This window comes from Zhongshania aliphaticivorans, assembly GCF_902705855.1.
In the GTDB taxonomy this organism is placed as follows: Bacteria; Pseudomonadota; Gammaproteobacteria; order Pseudomonadales; family Spongiibacteraceae; genus Spongiibacter; species Spongiibacter aliphaticivorans_B.
Window position 1 is genome coordinate 467,016 of sequence record NZ_CACSIJ010000001.1, and the last position, 23,522, is coordinate 490,537.

A 23,522-nucleotide genomic window follows, 5' to 3' on the forward strand; every position below is an offset into this window, starting at 1 on the left:
TCAATTACTCAGACAAAGGAATAGTGAAGTAAAACGTAGAGCCTTTGCCCAGCTCAGATTCAAGCCATATTTTTCCGCCGTGCCAACGGACAATTTTTTCACAAATCGCCAGGCCCACACCCGAATCACCTGTAGCATCGTCGTTTTGATCACGATGGAATAAATTAAACAGGCCGCTGTGGTTCTCTGGGCTAATGCCGACGCCTGTGTCACTCACCGAGAAAAGCCAATTTCTTTCATGGGTCATCGCATTTATATAAATTTCGGGATCGTGACCATCAGTAAAGCGAATGGCATTGCTAATAAGGTTTTTAAACAGTTGCATTAATTGACGACGACAAGCAAAAACCGTCGGCAGCGTTTCGCAATGAAGCTTGGCGTGACTGGTTTGAAACGCATTATCTAAATCGACCAACACATCGCTAATTATCGAATTGCAGTCAACCAGCTCCCTACTTTCATTAAAACGACCGACGGAGGTTAGCGCGACCAGTTTATTTAATGCCGACTGCATTAAATAAACATTATCACGAACCTCCATGAAGTCCTCAGCCAAACTAGGTGGCGACATACTTTGCGCTTGGCCACCGATTCGTCGAACAGCGGATACCACATCATTTAATGGCATTTGCAGATCTCTTGCCGCTAAATGCGAGAGTTGCTCTATCTCATTCACCAATCCAATAAGCTGATGGCGACTACGCGCCAAGGCGATTAGATCGCGATAGGACGACAACGCCGTATAAATAACAGAGAACAGACGATCTTGAGTCAGTTCCGTTTTCGCCCTGTAATCATTAATATCGTAGACTTTTAATACTCGGCGCTCCGGCGCTAACCNTGGCTGCCCTGTTCGCAGAATAATTCTAACAAAGTGATTGCCGAGTTCTTGTCTAATATATCTCGCCACGTCTAAACCAGCGTCGTCTGTCTCCATCACCACATCGAGTAATATGATCGCCGTGTCTGGATTTTCTTTAATTAGGGTGCGCGCCTGCTGCCCAGAATAAGCGCTAACAAATTCTAGGTGACGCCCGCCAAAATTGAAGTCGTGCAGCGCTAAACGAGTAACCACATGTATTTCTTCTTCATCGTCAACAATGAGGATTTTCCAGGTTTTATTCTCTGCCGCTGTGTTTTGAGTAAGCATCACAGCTTGTTCACTAGCTAGCATTAACTCGTCATTTTCAGCCATTTTATGTGGCACCTTATTGTGTGAGTCCGTCATTATTGGCCAGCCTCTAGCAGTACAATTGTTTCGTGCGCGATAGCCACATTTTTTACAAATAACTCGATCATCATAATATCGGGAACCGAAAACACATCTCTTGCTGACACATATAGTATCTGCTCTAAACCCGATTTAGTGATGTAGTAACTTACCCAATAGTTGTCACCATAATTGCTCTTTTTATGTTGTAGTACATACTTAATTCGTTCTGCCATCTCGCTGTCAAAATTAGTAATATCAACCTCGCCCTGACATTGTTTGAACTTACCTATCCCTGCCAATATACGAAGCCTTTCTATTCCGGAACGTGCTAATAGACCCGAGGCATTAATAAGCACCGCGTCATCACCTAAATACAGCAGCCCGGTTAGCTGCTCTAATACCCCCTCTGAGAAAGCAGAGATATCTCTACTTTCAAAAATTTTCGCAGACGACTCAATAACCTTTACCAGCCCTTTTCTATTAATTTCTAAGGCAATCAAATCACTATAAGAGCGGAGACTGGTATACACCACCGAGAATAGCCGCTGCCTAGTTAGCTCTGTTTTTTCTTTATAGTCATTAATGTCATATTTAGTAATGACTTCCTGTTCTAGGAAATCACCGGGCTGTCCGGTACGCATAATAATGCGTACAAACTTGTTCTTTAACTCATGACGAATATAGTGCACGAGATCCAAACCTGCCCGATCTGTTTCCATTACAACGTCTAATAGAATCACAGCGATGTCATTATGTTCCCGCAGAACATCACGAGCTTCGCCCCCCGAATAGGCACTTAGAAATTCCAAACCACGACCGCCTAGATCAAAACTGTCGAGGGCGAGGTGTGTCACGGTGTGCACAATTTCTTCATCGTCAACAATCAACAGTTTCCACGGCTCAACGCTACCACCGCCAAAACTCCTCCTGGGCGACTCTGGGGCGAGCTGCAAACTATCGCTTTCGCCATTTCTCGTCCGAGCCTGTATATCATTCATTCGAAATCACCTTGCCGACATCTTTCGGTAGAAATAAACTAATTGTCGTACCGTAATCCTGCCTACTTTCAATTTCTACATTTCCGCATAACTGCTGAGTAACTAAGTTATACACAATGTGCAAACCTAGGCCACTTCCGCCACCTGTGCGGTTGGTCGTATAGAATGGGTCCCATACTCGACTAATATTTTCTGGCAAAATACCTTTGCCGTCGTCGCTATACCGAATACAAATTTCACCTTCTGTATTTTCGTTCACCTCTAACGACAAGCAACCAGTTTCATCTTCGTCGTAGGCGTGCATTATTGAGTTCATAACAAAATTAGCCACAATCTGCGAGAGCGCCCCCGGATAGGAGCTAATTTCAATATCCGCAGGACAGATCAGCTCACTGCGCAATTTGGTTTTCCGAAGCTGCGGATTCAAGCTCACCAAAACCTGACTCAAATAATCATTCAAATTTATAGTTCGGACTTCGCTATTGCTTTGATCAACAGCAATTTGCTTAAAGCTCTGTATTAAATTTGCAGCGCGCTCTAAATTACCAAGGATGATTTCAGCTGCCGATGTTGCGTGACTAAGATATTGCTTTAAGGCTGAATTAGTCAGTTCACCACGATCATACTTAGCACNAACACTGCGCGTACTTTCACTTAAGGTTGACGCTGCGGTTACACCAACTCCAACTGGGGTATTAATTTCGTGAGCCACCCCCGCAACTAAACCGCCAAGGGAGGCCATTTTTTCATTGTTAATTAATTGCTGCTGCGTCGCCTTAAGGCGCTGCAAGGTTGTGCTTAATTCGCGATTACTGATATCGACCTCTCGGACTCTCACCTCCAGTTCACTGCGCGCCCTAACAAGATCTTGATTGCGAACTTCTATATCAGAAATCATATCGTTGAAGGTCTTAGACAATTTCTCTAGCGCATCATTGGAGTTCACCTTAGAGCGAATCGAATAATCTCTGGTTTCTGTCATCGACTTAATCACTTCTAGTAAGTGATACACTGGTGTCATAACACGCTGTGTTGCTGTATTTGCGAAGCACCAAGCAAGGCTTAGGCAGCCCCCTAATAACAACAGCCATGCACTTATCACAAAATGCGTCGTGCTGCTCAGTTGCTGCGATTTGACGATCAGAGGGATTGATTGCAATTCACCCTGCTCGGATTGCCAATAAATAGCTTTATTGGCGGATAATTCTGCGCTGTCTTTAAGTACTGGGCATTCCACATCAGAATTTAACGCTAAATTCTGGGCTAGCGATGTGCCCATGGTGTATATGCAGAGAGAATCCGCACTATGACTCGTATTTTTAAAATAGGCGCCCATAAGAAATACCAATACAAAACACAGCAGTGTATTGCCCGCAAAAAGAATCATTAACTTCTTGGCAACGGGCATTGTGCTAGTGACTTGCGCAAGCACAAGCAGGCTTCCAATTCTTCATATTCCCTACCCCCGACAACACGGCATCCACATTTGCACCGTTAATACCTGTTTACCTTCCGTGTATACGCGGAAAATCTATTAACAGACTTTAGCGCTAATTGGCATAGACAATGAATAGTGTGATCTACCTACTGAGCTAGAGCAGAAATTGGGGGTTTAACAGCGGGATTGCAGACAAGTTGAGAATACTTATATGGTGGCGATAACGGTATCGTCCGCTATCACCACAGGAACACCGGCTTTTGCTTTACAAGAAGGCAAAATGGCGTGTGCATACACAGAGAGTTTAAGGCCTCAATTTAGATAGAAATCAACGCGCTCATCTTGAAAAATATCAGCGCCCGGCGCCAATAATTCCATGTAACGATCGAAGTATAAGAACTGTTTCAGCAACATCGTAAATGCACGGGGAAAACGAATACCGTATTTTCTAGCAATATCCCCCAACTCACTTAACAATGCGTTGATCCCATCACCCTGACGATTCTCTAATACCCGTTGCGGGTCCAAGGAATTTAGTCCTTCAAACAGGCTTTGTATGTCGCGCATTAAGGAATCAACATCGACCTTGTCACGGGTAATACCAACACTCACCATAGACTCCGCCATTAGACGGTAATTCTGCTCACTGATGGCCATAAATAGGCTAAAAATGGCTTGCCACGCCTCCGGCTGAATGCGACCGACCATACCAAAATCAATAAAACCGACTTTGCCATCGGGCATAATCATTAAGTTTCCACTGTGTAAGTCGGCGTGAAAAAATGGGCATTTAGTCAGACTCGCAAACCATGTATTTAGTGCATTAAACAAACTACTCGCGGGATCGAATTCACCCTTACTCATCGCCATTTCATTGGTGAGGGCCACACCATAAAAGCGCTCCATAGTGAGCACCTTCGCACCGGAAGCATTAGTGTAAGGCTTGGGCGCGACCACTACCTCATTGCCGCTTTCACTAAGAAACTTGCGGAACTCACGAAGATTGTCAGCTTCTTTAAAGAAGTCACATTCGTCAATCATCGACTGGTACATTTCCTCAACCAAACCCGCCACCGCGTCTTTATCTGTGTTGGGTAAGATTAATTCAAATAAACGAATCAGCAGGTATACCGCGTTCATATCGGTGGTAAGAATTGCCTGTACGCCAGGCTTTTGAACCTTAACAACCACATCTTCGCCACTTAGTAGTTTTGCGGCGTGAACCTGCGCAATAGACGCGGATGCCAATGCAGACTCATCGATGGAAGCAAAGATCGCCGATATGGGCTGCCCCAAATCTTGCTCAATAATTTGGCGAATTTTTGCGAACGGCAACGAGGGGGTTTGATCTAAACAATGCTGAAACTCATCGACATATTCTTTGGGGAATATAGATGGTGAGCTGGCAATAAACTGCCCGAATTTAATGTACGTCGCGCCTAAGGACTCAAATAATTCCCGCAACTCTTTAGGTGTGGGCTGGCGCCGCTGCAACAACCATTTTATCGCGCGGGGATAAAGCGCCAACGTCGTTTGCAGAACTCGCCAAGAACCCCTTACACCAAACTCCGCCATGCTTATTCTACGACCAGAAGTATCACTGGCGGCGCTTAGCCCCCGACTCTTGGAGGCGGCAAGCAGAATCCTGTCTTTTACGCGGGCAGATATAATATTCGCCATTTCACTATTCCCTAGGTTGCGACGCAAATTCGCAACAAAATTCACCAACAAGTAGAGATCTCAGTACAAGATCACAACAGTAGTAATACTGAGATCTGAATTAGCCGATGCAATACTTAGACCTTAATTTGCATCCGCCGAGTTACGCCATTGTAATCAGCCTTCAATCAACATTGGGTTACACTATCATTACCATCGAGCCGCACATAATAAAAAGGAGGCAACTCGAATGCAGAATACCGCCATTATATGTCAGGAAGAGCCCGTTCCCGGTGACGCCGGTAAAGAAATTACCGATGATCACTGCACAAAAGTCAGCCCCAATTCTTACAAAATAGCCGGCAAAGACATTACTCTTCCGGTCAATGTTGGCGCCGCCGCCATGTTGATGAATATCTTTGTCGTCGATGCTAAAAAAGCACAGCAGCTTATTGCGGACAGCGGCTTCAAGGTTGTTGAAATATGGCCAGGCAAAGCACTCATGCAATTACTGGGTGTTGATTATCAGCAGAATGATTTGGGCGATTACAACGAGGCCGCAATTGTATTCCCTGTTACCACCCCAGGTGAAAGTAAACCGCTTCCTGTCATAGGTTCGGCTTTGCGAATGGCCAAAGGTTCACTGAGCAGTTACGTGTACCGTATGCCGGTAAACCAAGGCTTTACCACCCACGCCGGTCGCTTTATTTGGGGATTTCCAAAATGGGTTACTGAGGTCGATATTCAGTTCGGCCCCAAGACCGCCGCAGCCACATTCAATGACGATGGTGAGCTGGTATTTGCCATCCACGCTCCAACGGGGGCTAAATCTCGCGCCAAACCGCAAGCTGCACCGTCTTTAGCGATCCGAAATGGTCAAGCATGGAAAACGATCGGCACCACCGAAGGCGAAGGGCTCACATTTAAACTCGGTGGCCGTATACCAGAGATTGGCGAAACACACCCCTTGGCGGTCACGTTACGGGACTTAGGCCTGCCTAAAAAACCGCTGTGCACAATTTCGATACGCAAGGCCGTAATGCAATTTGCAGGGCCAGAGTCCGTCCCAATAGGTCAGCCCTTTAGCTCCTAATACTCGCGGTATATTTAGCCTACGACGCCGCTGGGTATCAAGCCGCTCTGCGCAATGCCATCAAACAAGAATTGCATTGCCAGGGCGCACAACAACACACCAAAAACGCGACTGATCATATGCATGCCCGTCACTCCCAGCCAGTTTTGTAGTCGGCTAGCCAAGAGTAGCGACAATAAAGTCATCACCAGTACTAATAACAGAGAAATAATAACCGCCCCCTGCTCCAAAAAATCTCCGTCGGCATGGGCCATTAATAATATCACCGCACCTATAGCACCAGGCCCAGCAATGAGTGGTGTCGCCAAGGGGAACACCGCAATATCGCTACGCTCTTCTGCTTCTAGGTCTTCGTCGCTTGTGGTGGTAGTGGCACCACTGCCCTTCACGGTCACTAGGTCGATACCAATTAGCAGCAGTAACACGCCACCCGCTGCCCGCAGTGCCGCCAGTGAAATCCCCATAACATTGAGAATAAACTCACCGAGCAAGGCGAAAGCCAGTAAGATCGCACCTGCTATCAACACCCCGCGCACTGCGGTGCGACGACGTTTTTTTGCCGACACGCCACTGGTCAAAGCTGCAAACATCGCTGCCACATCAATGGGACCGATGGTGGCAAAAAAGGTCGCAAGCGAAACGCTAAACGCTTCTATAAGAGCGCTATCGAGAGTCATTAGGCCGCCTCTTGTTTGGCAATGGCTGAGGCAGCCTCTGCAATCAATGCCGGTCCACGATAAATAAAGCCAGTATAAATTTGTACCAATGATGCGCCAGCCGCGATTTTTTCAGCGGCAGATTCGCCATCGCTAATACCGCCAACGCCAATAATGGGTAAACGGCCCTGTAGGGCATCTGCCAAAATACGAATCACCCTCGTTGAGCTGTCCCGCACTGGAAGTCCACTTAAACCGCCGGCCTCATCACCGTGAGGCAAGCCCGCGACAGCATCGCGAGCAATGGTGGTGTTGGTGGCTATCACGCCATCGATACCCTGCTCTACAAACACCTCGGCAACACGGCGAATATCATCCTCCGCCATATCGGGCGCGATTTTTACCGCCATCGGTACATAGCGACCATATTGCTCAGCCAAGGCTAATTGCGCCGCTTTTAAAGCAGCAAGCAAATCAATTAAAGGCTGACCGAATTGTAAATCCCGCAATCCCGGCGTATTAGGTGACGACAAATTCACCGTCACATAACTAGCGTGAGGATAAACCGCACGCAAACCAAGAAGGTAATCATCTACCGCGTTCTCAGCTGGCGTGTCTTTGTTCTTGCCAATATTGATCCCTAAGACACCCTTGAACTTGCTGGCCTTCACCTGTTCAAGTAAATGATCTAAACCTAAGTTATTAAACCCCATACGATTAATAATCGCCTCTGCCTCAGGCAGGCGAAATAAACGCGGCTGTGGATTACCCGGCTGTGCCTTTGGGGTCACCGTGCCCACTTCTATAAAACCAAAGCCTAGAGCTGACAACCCATTGATATGCTTGGCGTCTTTATCTAAGCCCGCCGCCAAACCTACCGGATTAGGAAATTCAATCCCCATCACTGTACGCGGTGCAGACACCACTGGCTTAGCAAACAGTCCGCTCAAACCGCATTTTTGTAGCAGCGACACCGATGCCAAAGACAGGTGATGAGAGGTTTCTGTAGGGAAACAAAATAATATACGGCGTAATACAGAATACATGGCGGAAGACCTTAACTCAGAAGCGGCAGGATACCGAAAACAAGGGAGACGAGAAAGGTGTGTTGGCCGACCAAAACCGGCCACATCATTTACGCGGAAGTGTGCAAACCGCACTCGCGGTTTTCTGCCACCTTGGTCGGGTCAAAATAATGCTTGGCAGATGGCAGTTTGTGCTCAGCCATAAATGCCGCAACATCAGCCTCGTTCCAGTAAAAGATTGGTGCGACCTTTAATATACCGCGACCATCCCACGACAAAATATCTAAATTCTGGCGGAATGCCGTTTCTTCTTTGCGAATACCCGTCACCCAAATTTGAGGAGCCAAATCAGCAAAGGCGCGATTAAAGGGCTCCAGCTTTACCTGCCGAGTAAATTCCTTATGCAATTCGGGATTGTCATCTGGGTGTGGAATCCCCCCCATGATGGCATTACGATGCTCAGCGGTAATTTCTGGAATATATAATTTTAAATTTGGTTTGAGTAGCTTAATTAACTGCTCCGCCACCCGATAGGTATCAGGCACGTTATAACCGCTGTCAGCCCAAACCACCGGCATATCTGGCGCCACATCAGTAATTAGCTTCAACATGACCGCCGCATTCGGCGCAAAACTAGTAGACCCCATCATTGGCACGCCCTGCGACATCGCCCACCGAATAATATCGGCAGCCGACTTATGGCGAAGCTCTGCGTTTAATGCATTTAGGTCTAAATCTTTCATTTTCTTCGGTTCAGTACTAATCAGGGCGGCAACTGTACCACAACACTGCCAAAAACAGGAATAAATTCTTTAAAATCATACGCTTATAACTTAAGCGCATATTGTTATAACAAATTGAACATCTATTACAAAAGCTAAGCTTTGGTGAGTACTTCGGCTATAGCTGAGGTGCAAAACCAAACGTCCGCAAGCATTTTCACCTAGCGCCCTGAACAGTCCAAGGCGCTAGGAGCACACTATTCAACTAGGAATAGTCTTGAAGACTTTTTGACACCACCTCATACACATCACTGGATAACTCAGGCTCCGCCAAGACGCGCTGCAATTCAGCACGCATCAGCTGCTGAGCCGCCGGCAAGTATTTCCGCCATTTGGTTAGAGGCACCAGCAAGCGCGACGCAATTTGGGGGTTACTGCGATTGAGCACCAGCACTTGGTCGGCCAAGAATCGATAACCGGCGCCATCTTCACGATGGAAGTTAACCCCGTTTTGACCACAGAAGGCGCCGATCAAGGCGCGCACCTTATTGGGGTTTCGAATATCAAAGGCTGGGTGAGACATAAGTCCCTGCACGGTTTCCAAAGTGCCCGCCAAACGACACATTGCCTGCACTTGGAACCACTGATTGATGACCAAGGGCTCGTGCTGCCACTGCTGGTAGAACAGCTGAAGTGCTTTGGCCTTGTAATCCGATTCGCTGTTAACAATATAGGTAAGTGCCGCCAAACGATCGGTCATATTGCCGCTGTTTTCAAACTGCTTAATCGCCAGAGCAGTAAATTGCTCCTCATTCAGCAACATCAAAAACGAGAGCACGGTGTTCTTTAAGCTACGGCGCGCAATTTGTTCGGCATTGGCGGCATATTCCTCATCACTCTCACAGCGCGAATAACAAGCACTCAAGTCCTCACGCAATGCGGTGGCCAGAACTTTGCGCAGCGCCTCACGGGCTTGATGAATACCGTGCACATCGACTGGATGAATAATCTCTGCCAAGTAAGCCTCAGACGGCAGCTGCAACATGAGTGCAACCATCGCCGCATCTAGGGAAATATCTGCCAAGAGCTCGCGGCAAGCATTGATGTACTCAACATCGGGGCACACCTCCTGCCCCGCTGCGATGGCAATGATTGCGCGCTTTATTTCTGCCAACCCCAATTGCTGACTCGCATCCCAGCGACAGAAGCCGTCGCTGTCACTGCGCATCAGGCGCAATAATTGATCACGACTATAATCAAAGTCCAGCTTCACCGGCGCAGAAAATCCGCGCAATAAACTGGGTACCGGCTCTTCTTGAATATTGCTAAATACAAAACTCTGCTCCGGCTGCCTTACGCTCAACACTAATTCAGTATTATCTACAGACTCGGTATTTAGCTCGGCATCTACTAGCTGCAAAGGCATCTGCCCTGCCTCACCAATTAAGGCAACGGCGAGGGGAATATGAAACGGCGCTTTTTCTGTTTGCCCAGGGGTAGGTGGGCAAGATTGCTTAACAGTCAGCATGTAGGTTTGCGCTTGCTCGTCGTAACTCCCATTAATAGCTAGACGCGGTGTTCCAGCTTGCGAATACCAGTTGCGGAACTGTTTAAGGTCGATACCGCTGGCATCTTCCATCGCCAATACAAAGTCTTCACAGGTCACAGCCTGACCGTCGTGACGTTCAAAATACAAATCGCTGCCCTTGCGGAACAACTCCGACCCTAACAGGGTGTGGATCATACGCACCACTTCCGCGCCTTTTTCATAGACCGTTACGGTGTAGAAATTTGAGATTTCAATGAAGGAATCTGGGCGAATCGGATGCGCCATTGGGCCGGCGTCTTCGGCAAATTGGGCGGTGCGCAATAGGGTTACATCTTCAACCCGCTTCACCGTAGGCGAGCCCATATCGGAAGAAAACTCGGCGTCGCGAAATACCGTAAACCCCTCTTTCAAACTTAGTTGAAACCAGTCTCTACAGGTAACGCGGTTGCCCGACCAGTTATGGAAGTATTCATGGGCAACAACCCCCTCCACACGCTGAAAGCCAGCATCGGTAGTGGTTTCTGGTTTTGCCAACACACAGGAGGTATTAAAAATATTGAGGCTTTTGTTTTCCATTGCCCCCATATTGAAGTCATCAACGGCAACGATATTAAAAATATCTAAATCGTATTCCCGACCATAAACCTCTTCGTCCCAACGCATGGCATTCTTTAACGACTGCATCGCGTGATCACATTTATCGAGGTCTTTTTCCTCAACATAAATTTTAAGATCGACGCTGCGACCGCTAAGGGTGACAAATTGATCTTCCACCACCGACAGCTTGCCCGCAACTAAAGCAAACAAGTAGGCCGGTTTAGGAAAGGGATCTTGCCATACAGTTTTATGAAAGCCATCGGGCAATTGTTCTGTCGCGACGAGGTTACCGTTTGACAGCAGCACCGGATAGCGCGACTGCTCGGCAATAATCTCCACTGTAAATACCGACATTACATCGGGGCGGTCTAAATAATAGGTGATTTTTCTAAAACCCTCGGCCTCGCACTGGGTGCAAAACATACCGCTAGACTTATAAAGCCCTTCGAGCGAAGTGTTGTCTTGCGGGCGAATTCGGGTTTCACAATGCAAGCTGAACGACGCTGGCACATTGGCAATCGTTAATTGCTCGCCGCTTTGCGACCACTCGCCGTCACTTAACTGGCGACCATCAATTGACAAAGAAATTAACTCAAGCTCAGTACCGTGTAACTGCAAAGACGCATCTTGAATGTCAGACTCAGGATTGCGTCGCAATTCAAGAACCGAACGCACAATGCTGCTAGCTTCACCTAACTCGAAGCTCAGCGTAGTGCTGTCAATTAAGAATTCGGGAACACGGTAATCACTTAAAAATATGGTGCTAGGCTGCGCGTCGCGCATGAAACAACTCCTGAATCACAATGATTCACTGCTTAATTCAATATGGTATCCGGCGTATTTGCGAATATTAATTACGCCAGTGTCAAAAATTAGATACTGGGCTTTAATGCCTAGCAAAGTACCTTCAATTAAGGGATCTTTATCAAGATTGAAGGACTTAACTTTTAATGGGTAAGTCTCAACGGGAAAGCGGATATGCTGCACAGCGATATCGCTAATCGGCTGAATCGCCTGTATGCCATGACGCTCTTGTAACTCTGTAATTCCTGACTGGCAAAGCGCGGCAAGCTCGTCGCGACGTGCGGCCAAATCTGCCTCAACTGGCTCGCCCTTTAACATTGCTTGCCAACTGGTTTTATCGGCGACATGGGCCTTAAATAAGGTTTCCACTAAACCGGACTGCAGGCGATTACTCACCCGAAAAATCGGCAACGCCGCTACAGCGCCTTGATCAATCCAACGGGTAGGTACTTGAGTACCACGGGTAATCCCGACTTTTACACCAGAGGAGTTTGCCAAATAGACAATATGGTCGATCAAGCAGTGGGTTTCGCCCCACTCTGGCTCCCGACAGGTGCCTTCGAAATAGTGGCATTTTTCAGGACTAACAATGCAGCTATCGCACTGCGCTAAACGCTGAAAACAAGGATAGCAATAGCCCTGATTAAAACTCTTTTTAGTCAAGCGCCCACAGTGCACGCAATTAATTTGCTGACGAAACTCCATACGCAGCGAACTGCCAATTAAGGCGTTCATATCCACCAGCTCATCACCGATGGGCATGCTGTACATAGCAAGCTCATCGACCAAGCGGGTTTTCATTTTTGCGACAGGGCCGACCAAACTAGACAGACTCATTAACTATTCCGCCCACTTAAGAACTTGATCTTGATCTGCATCGTCATGACTGTGGTCATCACCACAGACTTCACCTTCGGCCTTGCTGCCGCGATCAATATAACCAACGCGCTCTTGCTCAACATTAGCTTTTAAATCATAGGCAATAACACCCGCCATACAATGTTCGCGCTGCTCTACCGTTAACACCCGCCCATCAGGCCACTTGCCAATTTCTACCGCGCGCTTAAGACCTTCGTATATTGTCGGGGTTATATTGTCGACTAACTGTTCAAAATCCATCACTACTCTCACTATCCATCCGCCAGCCACAGTTGCTATACGGCCGGCGATTATATACCAAACTTATACCGGCTTGCGGTCAAGAAATGCTGCCGCCACACCTAGAACGAGGCCCAATACAAGGCCGCTCACGTGAGCAGTGTTCGCCACCGCACCAACACCCAACAACTCTGTAAAGCCAGCAATACACAGCAGCAGCCACACCAACATCACTACAGCGACCCCCTTAGCTAAAGGAAAGACCTGATCAGGTCGCAATCTATTCCAGACGACGATATAGCCAAGCAAACCGTAGATCACACCCGACATCCCACCAAACAGTGACACACTACTCATGGCCTGCGCGATATTAGAACCGGCCGCTACCAACACAAAAATACCAAATACTCGCACTGCGCCTTGCCGCCGCTCAATCATGCCACCCAACTCCCAGAGCCAGAGACTATTGAACACAATATGCATCACGCCAAAGTGTAAAAAAGCCGGCGTAATCACTCGCCACAACTGCCCCACCGGCCAGTCACCGCGCAGCGTGCCATCAACGACGTAAAGCTGATAAAAACTTAAATACGGCAGGTATTGGTAATTGCGATCAAGTACCGGGAGTAAAGCACCCAGAAAGCTCAACACAAGTAATGCGGCAACGACCGGCACACTGAAGAATCGCTTATACCAAACGGTTTGCGGTGGCGCCTCGCGAGGCTCAACTGCGGCTACGACAAGCTCTGGATCACCTGCCTGCAAGCGCTCATAAAGAGCCTTAACCTGCTCAGCATGATGCTCTGACGCCACCCAAACCACCTGCATCCCGCGCTCTTCTGCAATACGATGCGGCACCGAACTTTGCCAAAGCAACAGCGAAAATTGTTCTAAATTTGCGCTTAATGGCAGGCGTAAACCCACTACTTCAGCCATCTGAATCCTCTTTGCCAATATGCGCGCCCCAACCTAATTTGTCGCGGCAGCTTGCGTAAAAACTATGATCTAAGGGATGCACTAAGCGCAGTTGGTGGGGCTTTTTGCGTACATAAATTACGTCGCCAGGCTGGGAGGTGATTTTAACTTGGCCGTCGCAGGTAACCGGCGGTTTAACCACATTATTGCGGCCAACCACCATTTTAATCTCGCTCTTGCCGTCGATTACAATCGGTCGACTGCTGAGAGTGTGGGGAAACATGGGCACAATAGCTATTGCATCCAAGCGCGGATGCATAATCGGCCCACCGGCTGATAAAGAATATGCTGTAGAACCCGTTGGCGTAGCGATAATCAAACCGTCGGAACGTTGGCGATAGACAAATTCACCATCAATAAATAACTCAAACTCCATCATATGACCAGATGTACCGGAGTTGAGTACAACGTCATTTAACGCGTCACCACGACCAACAGGCGTGCCATCTCTAAGCACCTCCACATCGAGTAAGAAACGTTTTTCTAATCGATAGTGGCCATCTAATACCGCGCCAACCTGGGTTTCAATTTCATCTGGCGATATATCGGTTAAAAAACCAAGGCGCCCTCGGTTTACCCCCAGCACAGGAGCATTGTGTCTGGCCAAGGTTCTTGCTGCACCGAGCAAACTACCGTCGCCACCGACTACAATAATCAGATCACAGACTTCGCCAATCATACGACGCGAACTCACCCGCAAACTGTGCTCAGGCAGTAATTCAGACACAGCTTCGTCGAGCACTACGCCAAGTTCACGCGCCAGTAAAAAATCGAGGAGACGCTTCAGGGTTTCCGCAACACCGTTGCCTTCCCGCCCTATCACACCTATATTGCGAAACTGTTCCATAATACCTACTGCCGATTCTCAGGCGGTTATTATACTAAAAGCGTGGCCGTTTGGATGCCACGCGGGAGTTTGGAACATAACAACGCCAAGTCGCAAGCAAAACTCCGTAGTTTTCTGGCATGATCGGCCATGTTAACTACCAAATTGATTCTAGGAGCCAGTCCAATCACTGCCACCACATTGCCAGCATTTCGCTCACCGCTCGTTCGCGCATTAGCATGGAGTTGCTTTAGCGAAACCTTGATCAATGAAATCACTACGGCAACTGCGGTGATCCACAAGCCTCGCATTACTCTTACAGCCCAAAGATTGAATTGGCTAAACGCCTTAGACAAGGACGACATCCCCCTCAAGACCTACATGGAGGAGCACTGCAACAGCACGAGATTGGGTTTGGTATTTGAAAGCCTATGGCATTTCTTTCTGCTAGAAGACCCAAACACTGAGCTTATTGCACACAACATTCCAGTGCGCGACGGCAAAGTAACCCTAGGGGAATTTGACCTTATTTATTATTGCCGAATTTCACAGCGCTATATTCACCTTGAACTCGCAGTAAAGTTCTTTCTTGGCATACCAAATAAGCATGCGCCACTGGGGCTAGATCAATGGTATGGCCCTAATCGCGCAGACCGATTAGACCGAAAGCTCGCCCGTCTCACCCAGCACCAATTACCCCTTGCCCACACCAACGCCGGCCAAGCGGTTATTGCCCAGCTAGGCATTGATCACGTCGCCCAAGAATTGCAGGTAAACGGTATATTGTTCCATGCCAATACCGACAATGCCCCCTACCCCTCACTGAATATCGAACACCAGCGCGGCGATTGGCTCTCGCTAAACGCATTTCAAACAGCACAAGAACAAGAGAGTTGGCGCTATATAGAAAAACCAAGCTGGCTCGGCGCCGAATACCAAACCGCAACGCCGCTGGAGAACAAACACTTACAGATGGCCGCGCATAAACCCATTATGTTAATCAATAACAAACAGCAGCGGCGCTTTCTGGTAGCCGACGACTGGGCAGACTAAGCCTCTCTACAAACCAAAACCGCGCCGCCCCTGCAAACCGCCAGTGTGAATAAGCAACACCCGACTACCTTCATCGAACTCACTATTATCGACCATATACTGAAGCGCATAACTGGCTTTTGCGGTATAAACCGGATCGAGCAACACACCATACTGCTGCTCAAATAGCTGCATATATTCCGCCATATGCGGCGGTAAGCGCGCGTAAGCACCGCCATGAAAGCGGTGATCCAAGCGCCAATTATTTCGGTCGCCGCCGAGACCTGACAATACGGTACGTATATCGTCGGCCATAAATTTCTCGGCCTTTAAAACGGGCATACCAATAACCGTTACCCCACTGGCAATCTTCGACGCCACCCCCGCCAAGGTCGTACCCGTACCACAGGCCAGCACCACGGCGGTATAAGCTCTCCCAGAATCAGGAAGTAAATCCACAATGTCGCCACAGCCGCCTGCCCCCAACACATTGGCACCGCCCTCCGGAATGACATAGGAATTAGGGTACTCTGCTGCAAGCTCGGCAATAAACTCCGCGTCATGGCGGCGACGGTACTCACTTCGACTTAAAAAATGCAGCGCCATACCCCAGCCCACCGCATCGAGCAAAGTGGGCGAAAGATCAGCATCTGCATCAGCCCGCACACAAGCTATGGTCTCAATACCTTCGGCGCGACCAACTGCAGCTAAAGCGTGGAGATGATTAGAATAGGCGCCGCCAAAGCTAATGACACGAGTCTTTCCCTGCCGACGGGCGGCGCTTAAATTCGGCAATAATTTAAACCATTTATTACCGGAGGCAAGCTCGTGATGAAGATCTAATCTCAGTAAATCGACAGCGACATTCTGAGTAGAGGTGTACAAATGCTGGATCATTGAATTTCTTCTAGAGTATACAATCGGTCACGATAGACCTGAGTCGCTATGATGTTGGCAGCGGTCGCTCTCACCGGGCCGAAATAACATTGGCCGCATAACTTTCTTTATAGGCAGACCACAATATTGCATATCGTCATCGGTCGCGCGACATATTGGCAAACGGTAATGCGCCAACCAATCGCGATACTCAGCACTAGACACCTCACACCGTGACGCGACATATGCTACTGGATCGCGGAGATACCTAGGCATTTCATCTTGCGCAATCACCAAATGCTCAACCCCAGGATGGTAGGCAACAAAGACAACCCCTTTTTCGACCATTGTTTTTAAGAGTTTATCGTCACTACCTATCATCAGAGCGCGATTTTTCTCCCGCAGGCTACTGAGCTCGCCGCGCAGCTCAACAATCTCTGTGGCCCGCTGGTATAACTCCCGCTCCCGTTTATGCAAGGCCTCCTCTAAGGAGATCGACTGGGTATGTAAACGACGCTCCAAGTCCTCAGCGTATGATTTACGAAGCTCTAACATTTGGCGCTCAGAATCCTGACCACCTTTAATGACTAAGGCCTCCAGCTCCTGCGTTTTTTCCTGCATCAAGCGCTGCTGGCGATCTAAATGCCCTTGAAGCTCCTGCTCGGTTTTTAGCAACTCATCCAATTTGGCTTTTTGCTGTTGTATAAGTGCTTCTCGCTCTCGAAGCTGACGAGCAAAACCTTCCGCCTGAGCCTCTAAAGCACTATTAAATGATTCTGCTTGCGCCGCCAAGGTGAGTTTCTCGGCATGACGAGCGGCGCGTAATTTCTGTCGATAACGGCGATGAAATACGGGCGCTGACGGCAAACTTGCAGGAGACGATACGTCTTGCGTCGACAGCTTCTTGTCGGCAGTTTTAAAAAAACTGGCAACACTCCCAGCGCCAGTCCTCTGCTTGCCACGTTCTTCGACGATGATCCCCAATCGATTTCGCATCACCGCCGTACTTATTTGATTAAATGTGCCGGCATCGGGGTCCCAAAGCTGCCGTCTATACCAAGCAACTGGGCAGGCGCTGCGGCAAGCAACGCGGATCGGCCCTGCACCTAAATCCGGCCCAAAACTGGCATGGTCTAGCAAATGTCGAAGTGGAATATTCCAGTGACCGGCGACCCTGCCGCGACTGTCAAAGCTGATACTGAAAAGAACAAGGCCAAGGACGCTAAGCTTGTCATCTATTTGAACGAACGCCGCACGAAGTTCGGAATTGGCAAAATCTGGAATGCCAACCACGTCATCTAGCACCGCCTCAAACTCGACGAAGAACATTTCCTTCGCCACCGCCACGTCGCTGAAAAAAACAATCGCCTCTCTTAACCCTCCCAAATAGACCTCCACCTGCGTACGGTTGTGTCGTCAGGGTATACCCATCAAACGTGGTTTCACGGAATGAAAGCAAAAGCTGACCCGCTCCGCATTATAGGAGAGAAATTACAAGGTGCACGAAATAAATACCGCGAAAAACGACGTAAATATTAGAGTGGAAATAAATATGTAAAGAAGTGTTGGCGGACCGGACGGGACTCGAACCCGCGACCTCCGGCGTGACAGGCCGGCATTCTAACCAACTGAACTACCGGTCCAGATATGCGCATAGAAAACAGACTTCAGACAAGCCATGCAAGCTACGGGGAAAACAGGGGAGGTCTAAAACTTAAAGTTGGCGGACCGGACGGGACTCGAACCCGCGACCTCCGGCGTGACAGGCCGGCATTCTAACCAACTGAACTACCGGTCCGCATACTTTTACACGATTATGGTGGGTGATGACGGGATCGAACCGCCGACCCTCTGCTTGTAAGGCAGATGCTCTCCCAGCTGAGCTAATCACCCTCTCAATCGAGTGAGGCGCATTCTACAGTAATCGCTTTCGGTGTCAAACACTCGGCGCAGTTTTTTTACATTTTCTTTAAAAAAAGGCTATAACACTGATTTTGTTCATTTTTTATCCAATTCCCAATCCACCATAAACCATCCACAAATAGTTGGCTAAAGCGCGCTGTACAGTGCCGCCAGAGCTGATTACCATTGGCGCCAATTCAAGTAAGCTACTTCAAGCAAGGCACTCTTGCTTAACCAAACCGAGATTGAGCCGTGGAAATATATAAAGAGTNCACCTTTGAAGCCGCCCACCGACTTCCGAACGTACCGGAAGGACACAAATGCGCCCGCCTTCACGGTCACAGTTTCCTTGTCAGAATATTTATCGCCGGGGATATCGACCCACACACCGGATGGCTGATGGACTTCTCTGAGGTGAAGACGATATTCGCCCCCATTTATGAGCAACTAGACCACCATTATTTAAATGATATAGCGGGTCTCGAAAATCCCACCAGCGAAAATCTCGCCATCTGGATTTGGAAACAATTAAAGCCACGTTTAAACGCACTAAGCCAGATCGAAATCAGAGAAACGTGCACCAGCGGGTGCATTTACAAGGGTGAGTAATATTTACGTTACGCACCATTTACGAGCAAGCCGATGCAAATCTCAATCAATAAGTGAAAATACGTAACAGGTAACAACATATAGCTCTTGACGTAACACTTATTCACAGATAGAGGCTAAAATTCAAAAACTCATCGCTTAGCGCCAAAAGATCACACAATAGATTCAAAAAATCACACAACTTATTGTTTTTAATAGAGTTTATAAAAATGACTATTTTTTGAACAATTTGTTAAACTCCCGATTAAGCCTCCTTCTCCTGCCATAACCTACAACTTACCCACCAAGTTATCCACAGATACTGTGGACAAGATTTCTCGCCAATAACAGCACCGAAGCGTTACTACAAGCGCTATTTTGGCTTTATCTGCAACCTCCGAGCATTTCTCTACTGCACAATATTCAAGATTTGCCAAAGGTGTTGAGATGAAGCTAGTGGCTATACGGGGGCTGTGTCATCATTTCGTCACAATAAAAGAATTTCTGTCATATATCTGTAATATAAATGTCGCAGAATTGCGGCAACAATAAGTGCGCACCATGCCGTACAAAACTTCTGCCACCACAGACACTGCTGAACGAGGATGCAATGACAACACTTACGCCCCCATCACACCCAATTTTTCCGCGCACATTCAAACACTCTCTTGCGACCGCACTTGTGACACTGGGCTTATTATCAGCAGGCGTCACCGCCAATGCCGCCAGCCAAGATCAGCTCAACCTCTATGTTGATCGCGAGACTAAGCAAGTCTTCACAGAACCAGGCCCCAATCGAATCAAGCTTGGCACCTTCGAACCGGCCTCCGAAAATAATTCAGCGCTAGATGAGGACAAGCTTAAGGTCTCTACAGCGCCCAAAATCGGTATGGAAAAAAAAGGCTTAATAGTCACATCTGCCAACAATGATTTCTCTATGAATATCGGCGGACGCATTCACGCGGACAGCACCACCCACCTTAATGACGATCTGCAAAAACGCAGCAGCGGCGACCCCGCCGAAGCGGTCTCTGGCACCGAGTTGCGTCGCGCGCGACTGGCACTGCGGGGCAGTTTCAATCGCGATTTTTCTTATAATATTGAAGCGGACTGGGGCGGCAACAGCGTTTCTCTAAAAGACGTCTTAGTGACATACCACGCCACCCCCCAATTAGAAATTACCATTGGCAATCAAAAACACTCTGTAAGTATGGAAATCGATGAAAGCTCAAACGACATTATGTTTAACGAGCGCTCCCTGTTATCTGCACTCACCCTCCCGCATTTTGACCGCGCGATGGGTATCAACGTTAAAACAATGGGTGAAAACTGGTCGCTAAAAGGGGGTATCTACGGTGACGCCGTCTCCTCGAGCGGCGACGGCGCTGATGAAGGCGGCGGCCTCGGGGTTCGGGGAAGCTTCGCACCTATCAACGAGTCGGGCAAACTAGTACACCTCGGCGCCAGCTTCGGCCTGCGTAAGGCCAATGACAATAACAGCCTGAGTAACGGTAAAACACCGCGCCTGCGCTATGAAACCACCAATATGTCTGACTTATACCTCAGCGATACCGGCAGTATTGCTGGATTTGAGGAAATTCAACTGTCAGGACTTGAGTTCGCCGCCATGCGTGGCCGCTTCTCAGCCCAAGCCGAATTAGGCCAAGCCGACATCAAGCGCGATGGCGGATCAGACTTGCGCTTTAATGCCCACTACCTCCAGCTAGGTTGGACGCTAACCGGAGAAGCGCGCAACTACCGAGGCTCAGATGGCGAGTTTAAGATGCTGAAGCCCCGCAATAATTTTGATCTCTCTCAAAACCATTGGGGCGCTTGGGAATTGGCCTTGCGACTAGATGAGTTAGATTTAAGCGATGCGGACATTGAGGGTGGCAGTCAGCAGCGATTCAGCCTCAATTTAAATTGGTATCTAAACGCTAATCTGCGCATTCTGTTCGGTTACAGTCGAGCCTACGATGTCGAGTCCGGCCCTCTGATTCAACATAGCGGTGGCGAAGCAGATAATGTCGATATTTTCTCTCTCCGCACTCAATTTGCGCTATAAAAAAGGCGGCTCTGCGGCCGCCTCTTTACGATTTACACTTTAATCAAGCAGCGTAAAAGCAGCGGACGGATATATAAACCGCCCCGCTGCTACGCTCTTCATTCCATAACAGGTATACCCGTCACGGTATCCATATTGTTCGCATCGCTAGATTTCACTACCGCTGCGGCGGCTTTTAGAGCCTGCAAACGCGTTGCGTAAACGCCGTCTCCAGGCACACCACTGTTCATACCCTCGAGTACCTTTTGCACATCGGCATTCATACCCGCCAAGTACAACAGCTTATCGCTGCTGGCAGCATCACTCGCAATGGTTTCGACAGCCAAAACCGCAGACACATCGAGAAATGGCACGCGAGAGAAATCGAGTATAAGCACTTTGGTACCAAATTCACTGTGCTCTCGCACATGGTGACCAAGATCAGCAGCGGCGCCAAAGCTTAATGGGCCACTAAACTCGAATAGCGCAACGCGATCTCCGCACTCGGCCAAACAGGCTTTCTCTACATCTGAATCTAAATGCTCAGGCGTGTTTTTCAAGCTGGCGATCTGCAATTGACCCACCTGCTTCACAAAAGCCAATGCAGCCAATACCACACCCGCAGCCACTGCGGTAATCAAGTCGACAAATACCGTCAGCGATAGCACCAAGACCATTAGGGCAAGATCCCAACGCGGGCCGTGATTTGCACGCTTAATGTAGTTCCAGTCGATAATATCTAAACCAACCTTGACCAAAATACCCGCCAATACCGCTAAGGGGATATTCGAGGCTAGCGGCCCCAAGCCCAGCACAATAGTTAACAGTAATAGCGCGTGAACCATACCCGAGAAACGAGTACGCCCCCCGGAGCGGATATTCACTACCGTACGCATCGTTGCACCAGCACCGGCGATACCACCTATAAGGCCAGCGACGGTATTACCAATGCCCTGACCAATCAGTTCTCGGTTACTGTCGTGACGCTGGCGGGTCATATTGTCTGCCACCAAGGATGTCAACAAACTGTCTATTGAACCCAGCACCGCTAAAATAAACGCAGCTTCAACGACCAACAGCGCTTTGCTTTGCTCGAAAACAGGCCAATGCAAACCTGGCAAGCCTGATGGGATCTCTCCAAGTACCGGAACGTCTAGTAAGAAGAAAGCGAGCAAGGTACCCACAATCAAGGCTGCAAGCGGTCCAGGCAAATATTTACCGACCCTAGCCGGCCAGAAAAACACCAATGCCAAGGTACCCAAGCCGAGGGCTAAGTTAGCAAAATTAATGTCCATCACTGCGTTTGGTAGTTTCGCCATCGCACCTAGCGGATCGCCAGGAGAATCGTGCCCCAACAGCGGCCCCATTTGCAGGATAATAATAATGGCGCCGATCCCCGTCATGAACCCCGAGATGACAGGATAGGGAACAAGACGAATATATTGGCCGACCCCAAGAAAGCCAAAGGCAATTTGAAGAACCCCCGCCAACATGACCGTGGTGAAAATCAATGCGGCGTCACCAGATAAGCTGGCAAACAAACCCGCCAGCACCACCACCATTGGACCGGTTGGGCCAGAAATTTGCGAAGCGGTGCCGCCAAACAAGGCCGCAAAAAAGCCAACAGCAATGGCGCCGTAGATACCGGCCATTGGCCCCAAGCCAGATGCCACCCCTAGCGCCAAGGCTAATGGCAGCGCGACAACCCCGGCGGTGATACCGCCGGTAATGTCGCCGGTGATCGTGTCGCGATCTAACTTCATACCGCCACTCCATGCTCGGCAAACAAATGACTGTAGGCCGAGTCCATCAACTCAAACTGTTGGCGCTCCTCGTTGTAGCATTCAACGTCACCACTGGCGATATTGTAAATCCAACCGTGCAAACGCACCTTTCCACTTGACAGCTTGGCTGCCACCGCCGCGTGAGTACGCAGATGCTGCAACTGTAGAAGCACATTCTCTTTAGAGACTTCGTCTAAATGACACTTATCGATATGACCGTGGCGCTCCTTTACGACCTCTCGCGCTGCACGGCAGTGGCCAAGCCACTCTTTAACGTGCGGCAAATCCTCTAAGGCGCTCGGATCAATCGCCCCCTTCATTGCACCGCAGTCACTGTGGCCACACACCACAATGTGCGACACCCCAAGGGCTGCCACAGCAAACTCGATGGATGCCGTCATGCCACCAGTCTGATTGCTGTGCGGCGGCACAACATTGCCGGCATTACGACAGATAAATAAATCCCCCGGCTGAGTTTGGGTTAGCATCCCAGGGTCGATACGTGAATCGGCGCAAGTGATAAATAATACGTCCGGATTTTGCCCATTCGCCAATTTGCGAAATGCAGCCTCCTTTGCTGGATACACCTCGTTTTGAAATCTAGCAACACCTTGAATAAGCTCTTCCACAACCACTTCCTCGT

General features: G+C 48.8%; 20 protein-coding genes and 3 tRNA genes. 4 read left to right on the forward strand and 19 right to left on the reverse strand.

Annotated features, from left to right (window positions below):
• Positions 1-4: 4 nt before the first annotated feature.
• The 4 genes from GVJ32_RS02120 to GVJ32_RS02135 all read right to left on the reverse strand — a co-directional run bounded on the left by GVJ32_RS02120 (position 5) and on the right by GVJ32_RS02135 (position 5,329).
• Complete coding sequence (locus GVJ32_RS02120) at positions 5-1,228, reverse strand: sensor histidine kinase (RefSeq protein ID WP_435808055.1); 1,224 nt, start codon at positions 1,226-1,228, stop codon at positions 5-7.
• On the reverse strand, positions 1,228-2,211 hold the full coding sequence (locus GVJ32_RS02125; RefSeq protein ID WP_159238395.1) for a DUF3369 domain-containing protein: 984 nt from the start codon (positions 2,209-2,211) through the stop codon (positions 1,228-1,230). The genes GVJ32_RS02120 and GVJ32_RS02125 overlap by 1 nt, the downstream gene beginning before the upstream one ends.
• A complete protein-coding gene (locus tag GVJ32_RS02130) occupies positions 2,204-3,619 on the reverse strand; it encodes a sensor histidine kinase (protein ID WP_435808061.1) in 1,416 nt (471 codons plus the stop codon). Before GVJ32_RS02130 ends, GVJ32_RS02125 begins: the two co-directional genes overlap by 8 nt.
• Positions 3,620-3,961: 342 nt before the next feature.
• On the reverse strand, positions 3,962-5,329 hold the full coding sequence (locus GVJ32_RS02135) for an ABC1 kinase family protein (RefSeq protein WP_159238397.1): 1,368 nt from the start codon (positions 5,327-5,329) through the stop codon (positions 3,962-3,964).
• A gap of 229 nt (positions 5,330-5,558) precedes the next feature.
• On the opposite strand from GVJ32_RS02135, the gene GVJ32_RS02140 reads away from it, so the two are divergent.
• The gene (locus GVJ32_RS02140; protein ID WP_159238398.1) at positions 5,559-6,401 is read left to right on the forward strand and encodes an acetoacetate decarboxylase family protein; all 843 of its coding nucleotides are present in this window, start codon (positions 5,559-5,561) and stop codon (positions 6,399-6,401) included.
• Between the two features lie 14 nt (positions 6,402-6,415).
• On the opposite strand, the gene GVJ32_RS02145 is transcribed toward GVJ32_RS02140, so the two are convergent.
• The 8 genes from GVJ32_RS02145 to GVJ32_RS02180 form a co-directional block, all read right to left on the reverse strand.
• A complete protein-coding gene (locus GVJ32_RS02145; protein WP_159238399.1) occupies positions 6,416-7,078 on the reverse strand; it encodes a MarC family protein in 663 nt (220 codons plus the stop codon).
• A complete protein-coding gene (locus tag GVJ32_RS02150; RefSeq protein ID WP_159238400.1) occupies positions 7,078-8,103 on the reverse strand; it encodes a quinone-dependent dihydroorotate dehydrogenase in 1,026 nt (341 codons plus the stop codon). Before GVJ32_RS02150 ends, GVJ32_RS02145 begins: the two co-directional genes overlap by 1 nt.
• Before the next feature lie 89 nt (positions 8,104-8,192).
• Entirely contained in the window at positions 8,193-8,825 is a 633-nt protein-coding gene (locus tag GVJ32_RS02155; protein WP_159238401.1) for a phosphoadenosine phosphosulfate reductase family protein, read from the reverse strand.
• A gap of 244 nt (positions 8,826-9,069) precedes the next feature.
• The gene (gene pepN / locus GVJ32_RS02160; RefSeq protein ID WP_159238402.1) at positions 9,070-11,733 is read right to left on the reverse strand and encodes an aminopeptidase N; all 2,664 of its coding nucleotides are present in this window, start codon (positions 11,731-11,733) and stop codon (positions 9,070-9,072) included.
• A gap of 15 nt (positions 11,734-11,748) precedes the next feature.
• Positions 11,749-12,591, reverse strand: a complete 843-nt coding sequence (locus GVJ32_RS02165; protein ID WP_200841303.1) for a DUF2797 domain-containing protein — start codon at positions 12,589-12,591, stop codon at positions 11,749-11,751.
• A gap of 3 nt (positions 12,592-12,594) precedes the next feature.
• A complete protein-coding gene (locus GVJ32_RS02170) occupies positions 12,595-12,873 on the reverse strand; it encodes a YeaC family protein (protein ID WP_159238403.1) in 279 nt (92 codons plus the stop codon).
• A 63-nt stretch (positions 12,874-12,936) separates the two neighbouring features.
• Positions 12,937-13,788, reverse strand: coding sequence for a rhomboid family intramembrane serine protease (locus GVJ32_RS02175; protein ID WP_159238404.1), 852 nt, complete (start codon positions 13,786-13,788; stop codon positions 12,937-12,939).
• Positions 13,781-14,674 carry an NAD(+) kinase gene (locus GVJ32_RS02180; RefSeq protein WP_159238405.1) on the reverse strand — a complete coding sequence of 298 codons (894 nt, stop codon included), beginning with the start codon at positions 14,672-14,674 and terminating at the stop codon, positions 13,781-13,783. Before GVJ32_RS02180 ends, GVJ32_RS02175 begins: the two co-directional genes overlap by 8 nt.
• A gap of 129 nt (positions 14,675-14,803) precedes the next feature.
• Here GVJ32_RS02180 and GVJ32_RS02185 point away from each other — a divergent pair, with 129 nt between their 5' ends.
• Complete coding sequence (locus tag GVJ32_RS02185; protein WP_159238406.1) at positions 14,804-15,706, forward strand: DUF1853 family protein; 903 nt, start codon at positions 14,804-14,806, stop codon at positions 15,704-15,706.
• Positions 15,707-15,712: 6 nt separating this feature from the next.
• Here GVJ32_RS02185 and GVJ32_RS02190 read toward each other — a convergent pair whose 3' ends face one another.
• The 5 genes from GVJ32_RS02190 to GVJ32_RS02210 all read right to left on the reverse strand — a co-directional run bounded on the left by GVJ32_RS02190 (position 15,713) and on the right by GVJ32_RS02210 (position 18,454).
• Positions 15,713-16,582, reverse strand: coding sequence for a 1-aminocyclopropane-1-carboxylate deaminase/D-cysteine desulfhydrase (locus tag GVJ32_RS02190; RefSeq protein ID WP_159238407.1), 870 nt, complete (start codon positions 16,580-16,582; stop codon positions 15,713-15,715).
• Positions 16,583-16,609: 27 nt separating this feature from the next.
• Complete coding sequence (locus GVJ32_RS02195; RefSeq protein WP_159238408.1) at positions 16,610-17,947, reverse strand: hypothetical protein; 1,338 nt, start codon at positions 17,945-17,947, stop codon at positions 16,610-16,612.
• A 180-nt stretch (positions 17,948-18,127) separates the two neighbouring features.
• A tRNA-Asp gene (locus GVJ32_RS02200) sits at positions 18,128-18,204 on the reverse strand.
• A gap of 78 nt (positions 18,205-18,282) precedes the next feature.
• A tRNA-Asp gene (locus tag GVJ32_RS02205) sits at positions 18,283-18,359 on the reverse strand.
• Between the two features lie 19 nt (positions 18,360-18,378).
• A tRNA-Val gene (locus GVJ32_RS02210) sits at positions 18,379-18,454 on the reverse strand.
• 261 nt (positions 18,455-18,715) lie between these two features.
• Here GVJ32_RS02210 and queD point away from each other — a divergent pair.
• Both queD and GVJ32_RS02220 read left to right on the forward strand, forming a co-directional pair.
• Positions 18,716-19,072 carry a 6-carboxytetrahydropterin synthase QueD gene (gene queD / locus GVJ32_RS02215; protein ID WP_159238409.1) on the forward strand — a complete coding sequence of 119 codons (357 nt, stop codon included), beginning with the start codon at positions 18,716-18,718 and terminating at the stop codon, positions 19,070-19,072.
• A gap of 589 nt (positions 19,073-19,661) precedes the next feature.
• Positions 19,662-21,116 carry an OprO/OprP family phosphate-selective porin gene (locus tag GVJ32_RS02220; protein WP_159238410.1) on the forward strand — a complete coding sequence of 485 codons (1,455 nt, stop codon included), beginning with the start codon at positions 19,662-19,664 and terminating at the stop codon, positions 21,114-21,116.
• Between the two features lie 98 nt (positions 21,117-21,214).
• Here the strand turns inward: GVJ32_RS02220 and GVJ32_RS02225 are convergent, their stop codons facing one another.
• Together GVJ32_RS02225 and GVJ32_RS02230 are read right to left on the reverse strand one after the other, a co-directional pair.
• Complete coding sequence (locus GVJ32_RS02225) at positions 21,215-22,858, reverse strand: SulP family inorganic anion transporter (protein WP_159238411.1); 1,644 nt, start codon at positions 22,856-22,858, stop codon at positions 21,215-21,217.
• Positions 22,855-23,508 (reverse strand): carbonic anhydrase, encoded by a 654-nt coding sequence (locus GVJ32_RS02230; protein WP_159238412.1) that lies wholly within the window; start codon positions 23,506-23,508, stop codon positions 22,855-22,857. Before GVJ32_RS02230 ends, GVJ32_RS02225 begins: the two co-directional genes overlap by 4 nt.
• Positions 23,509-23,522: the final 14 nt, after the last annotated feature.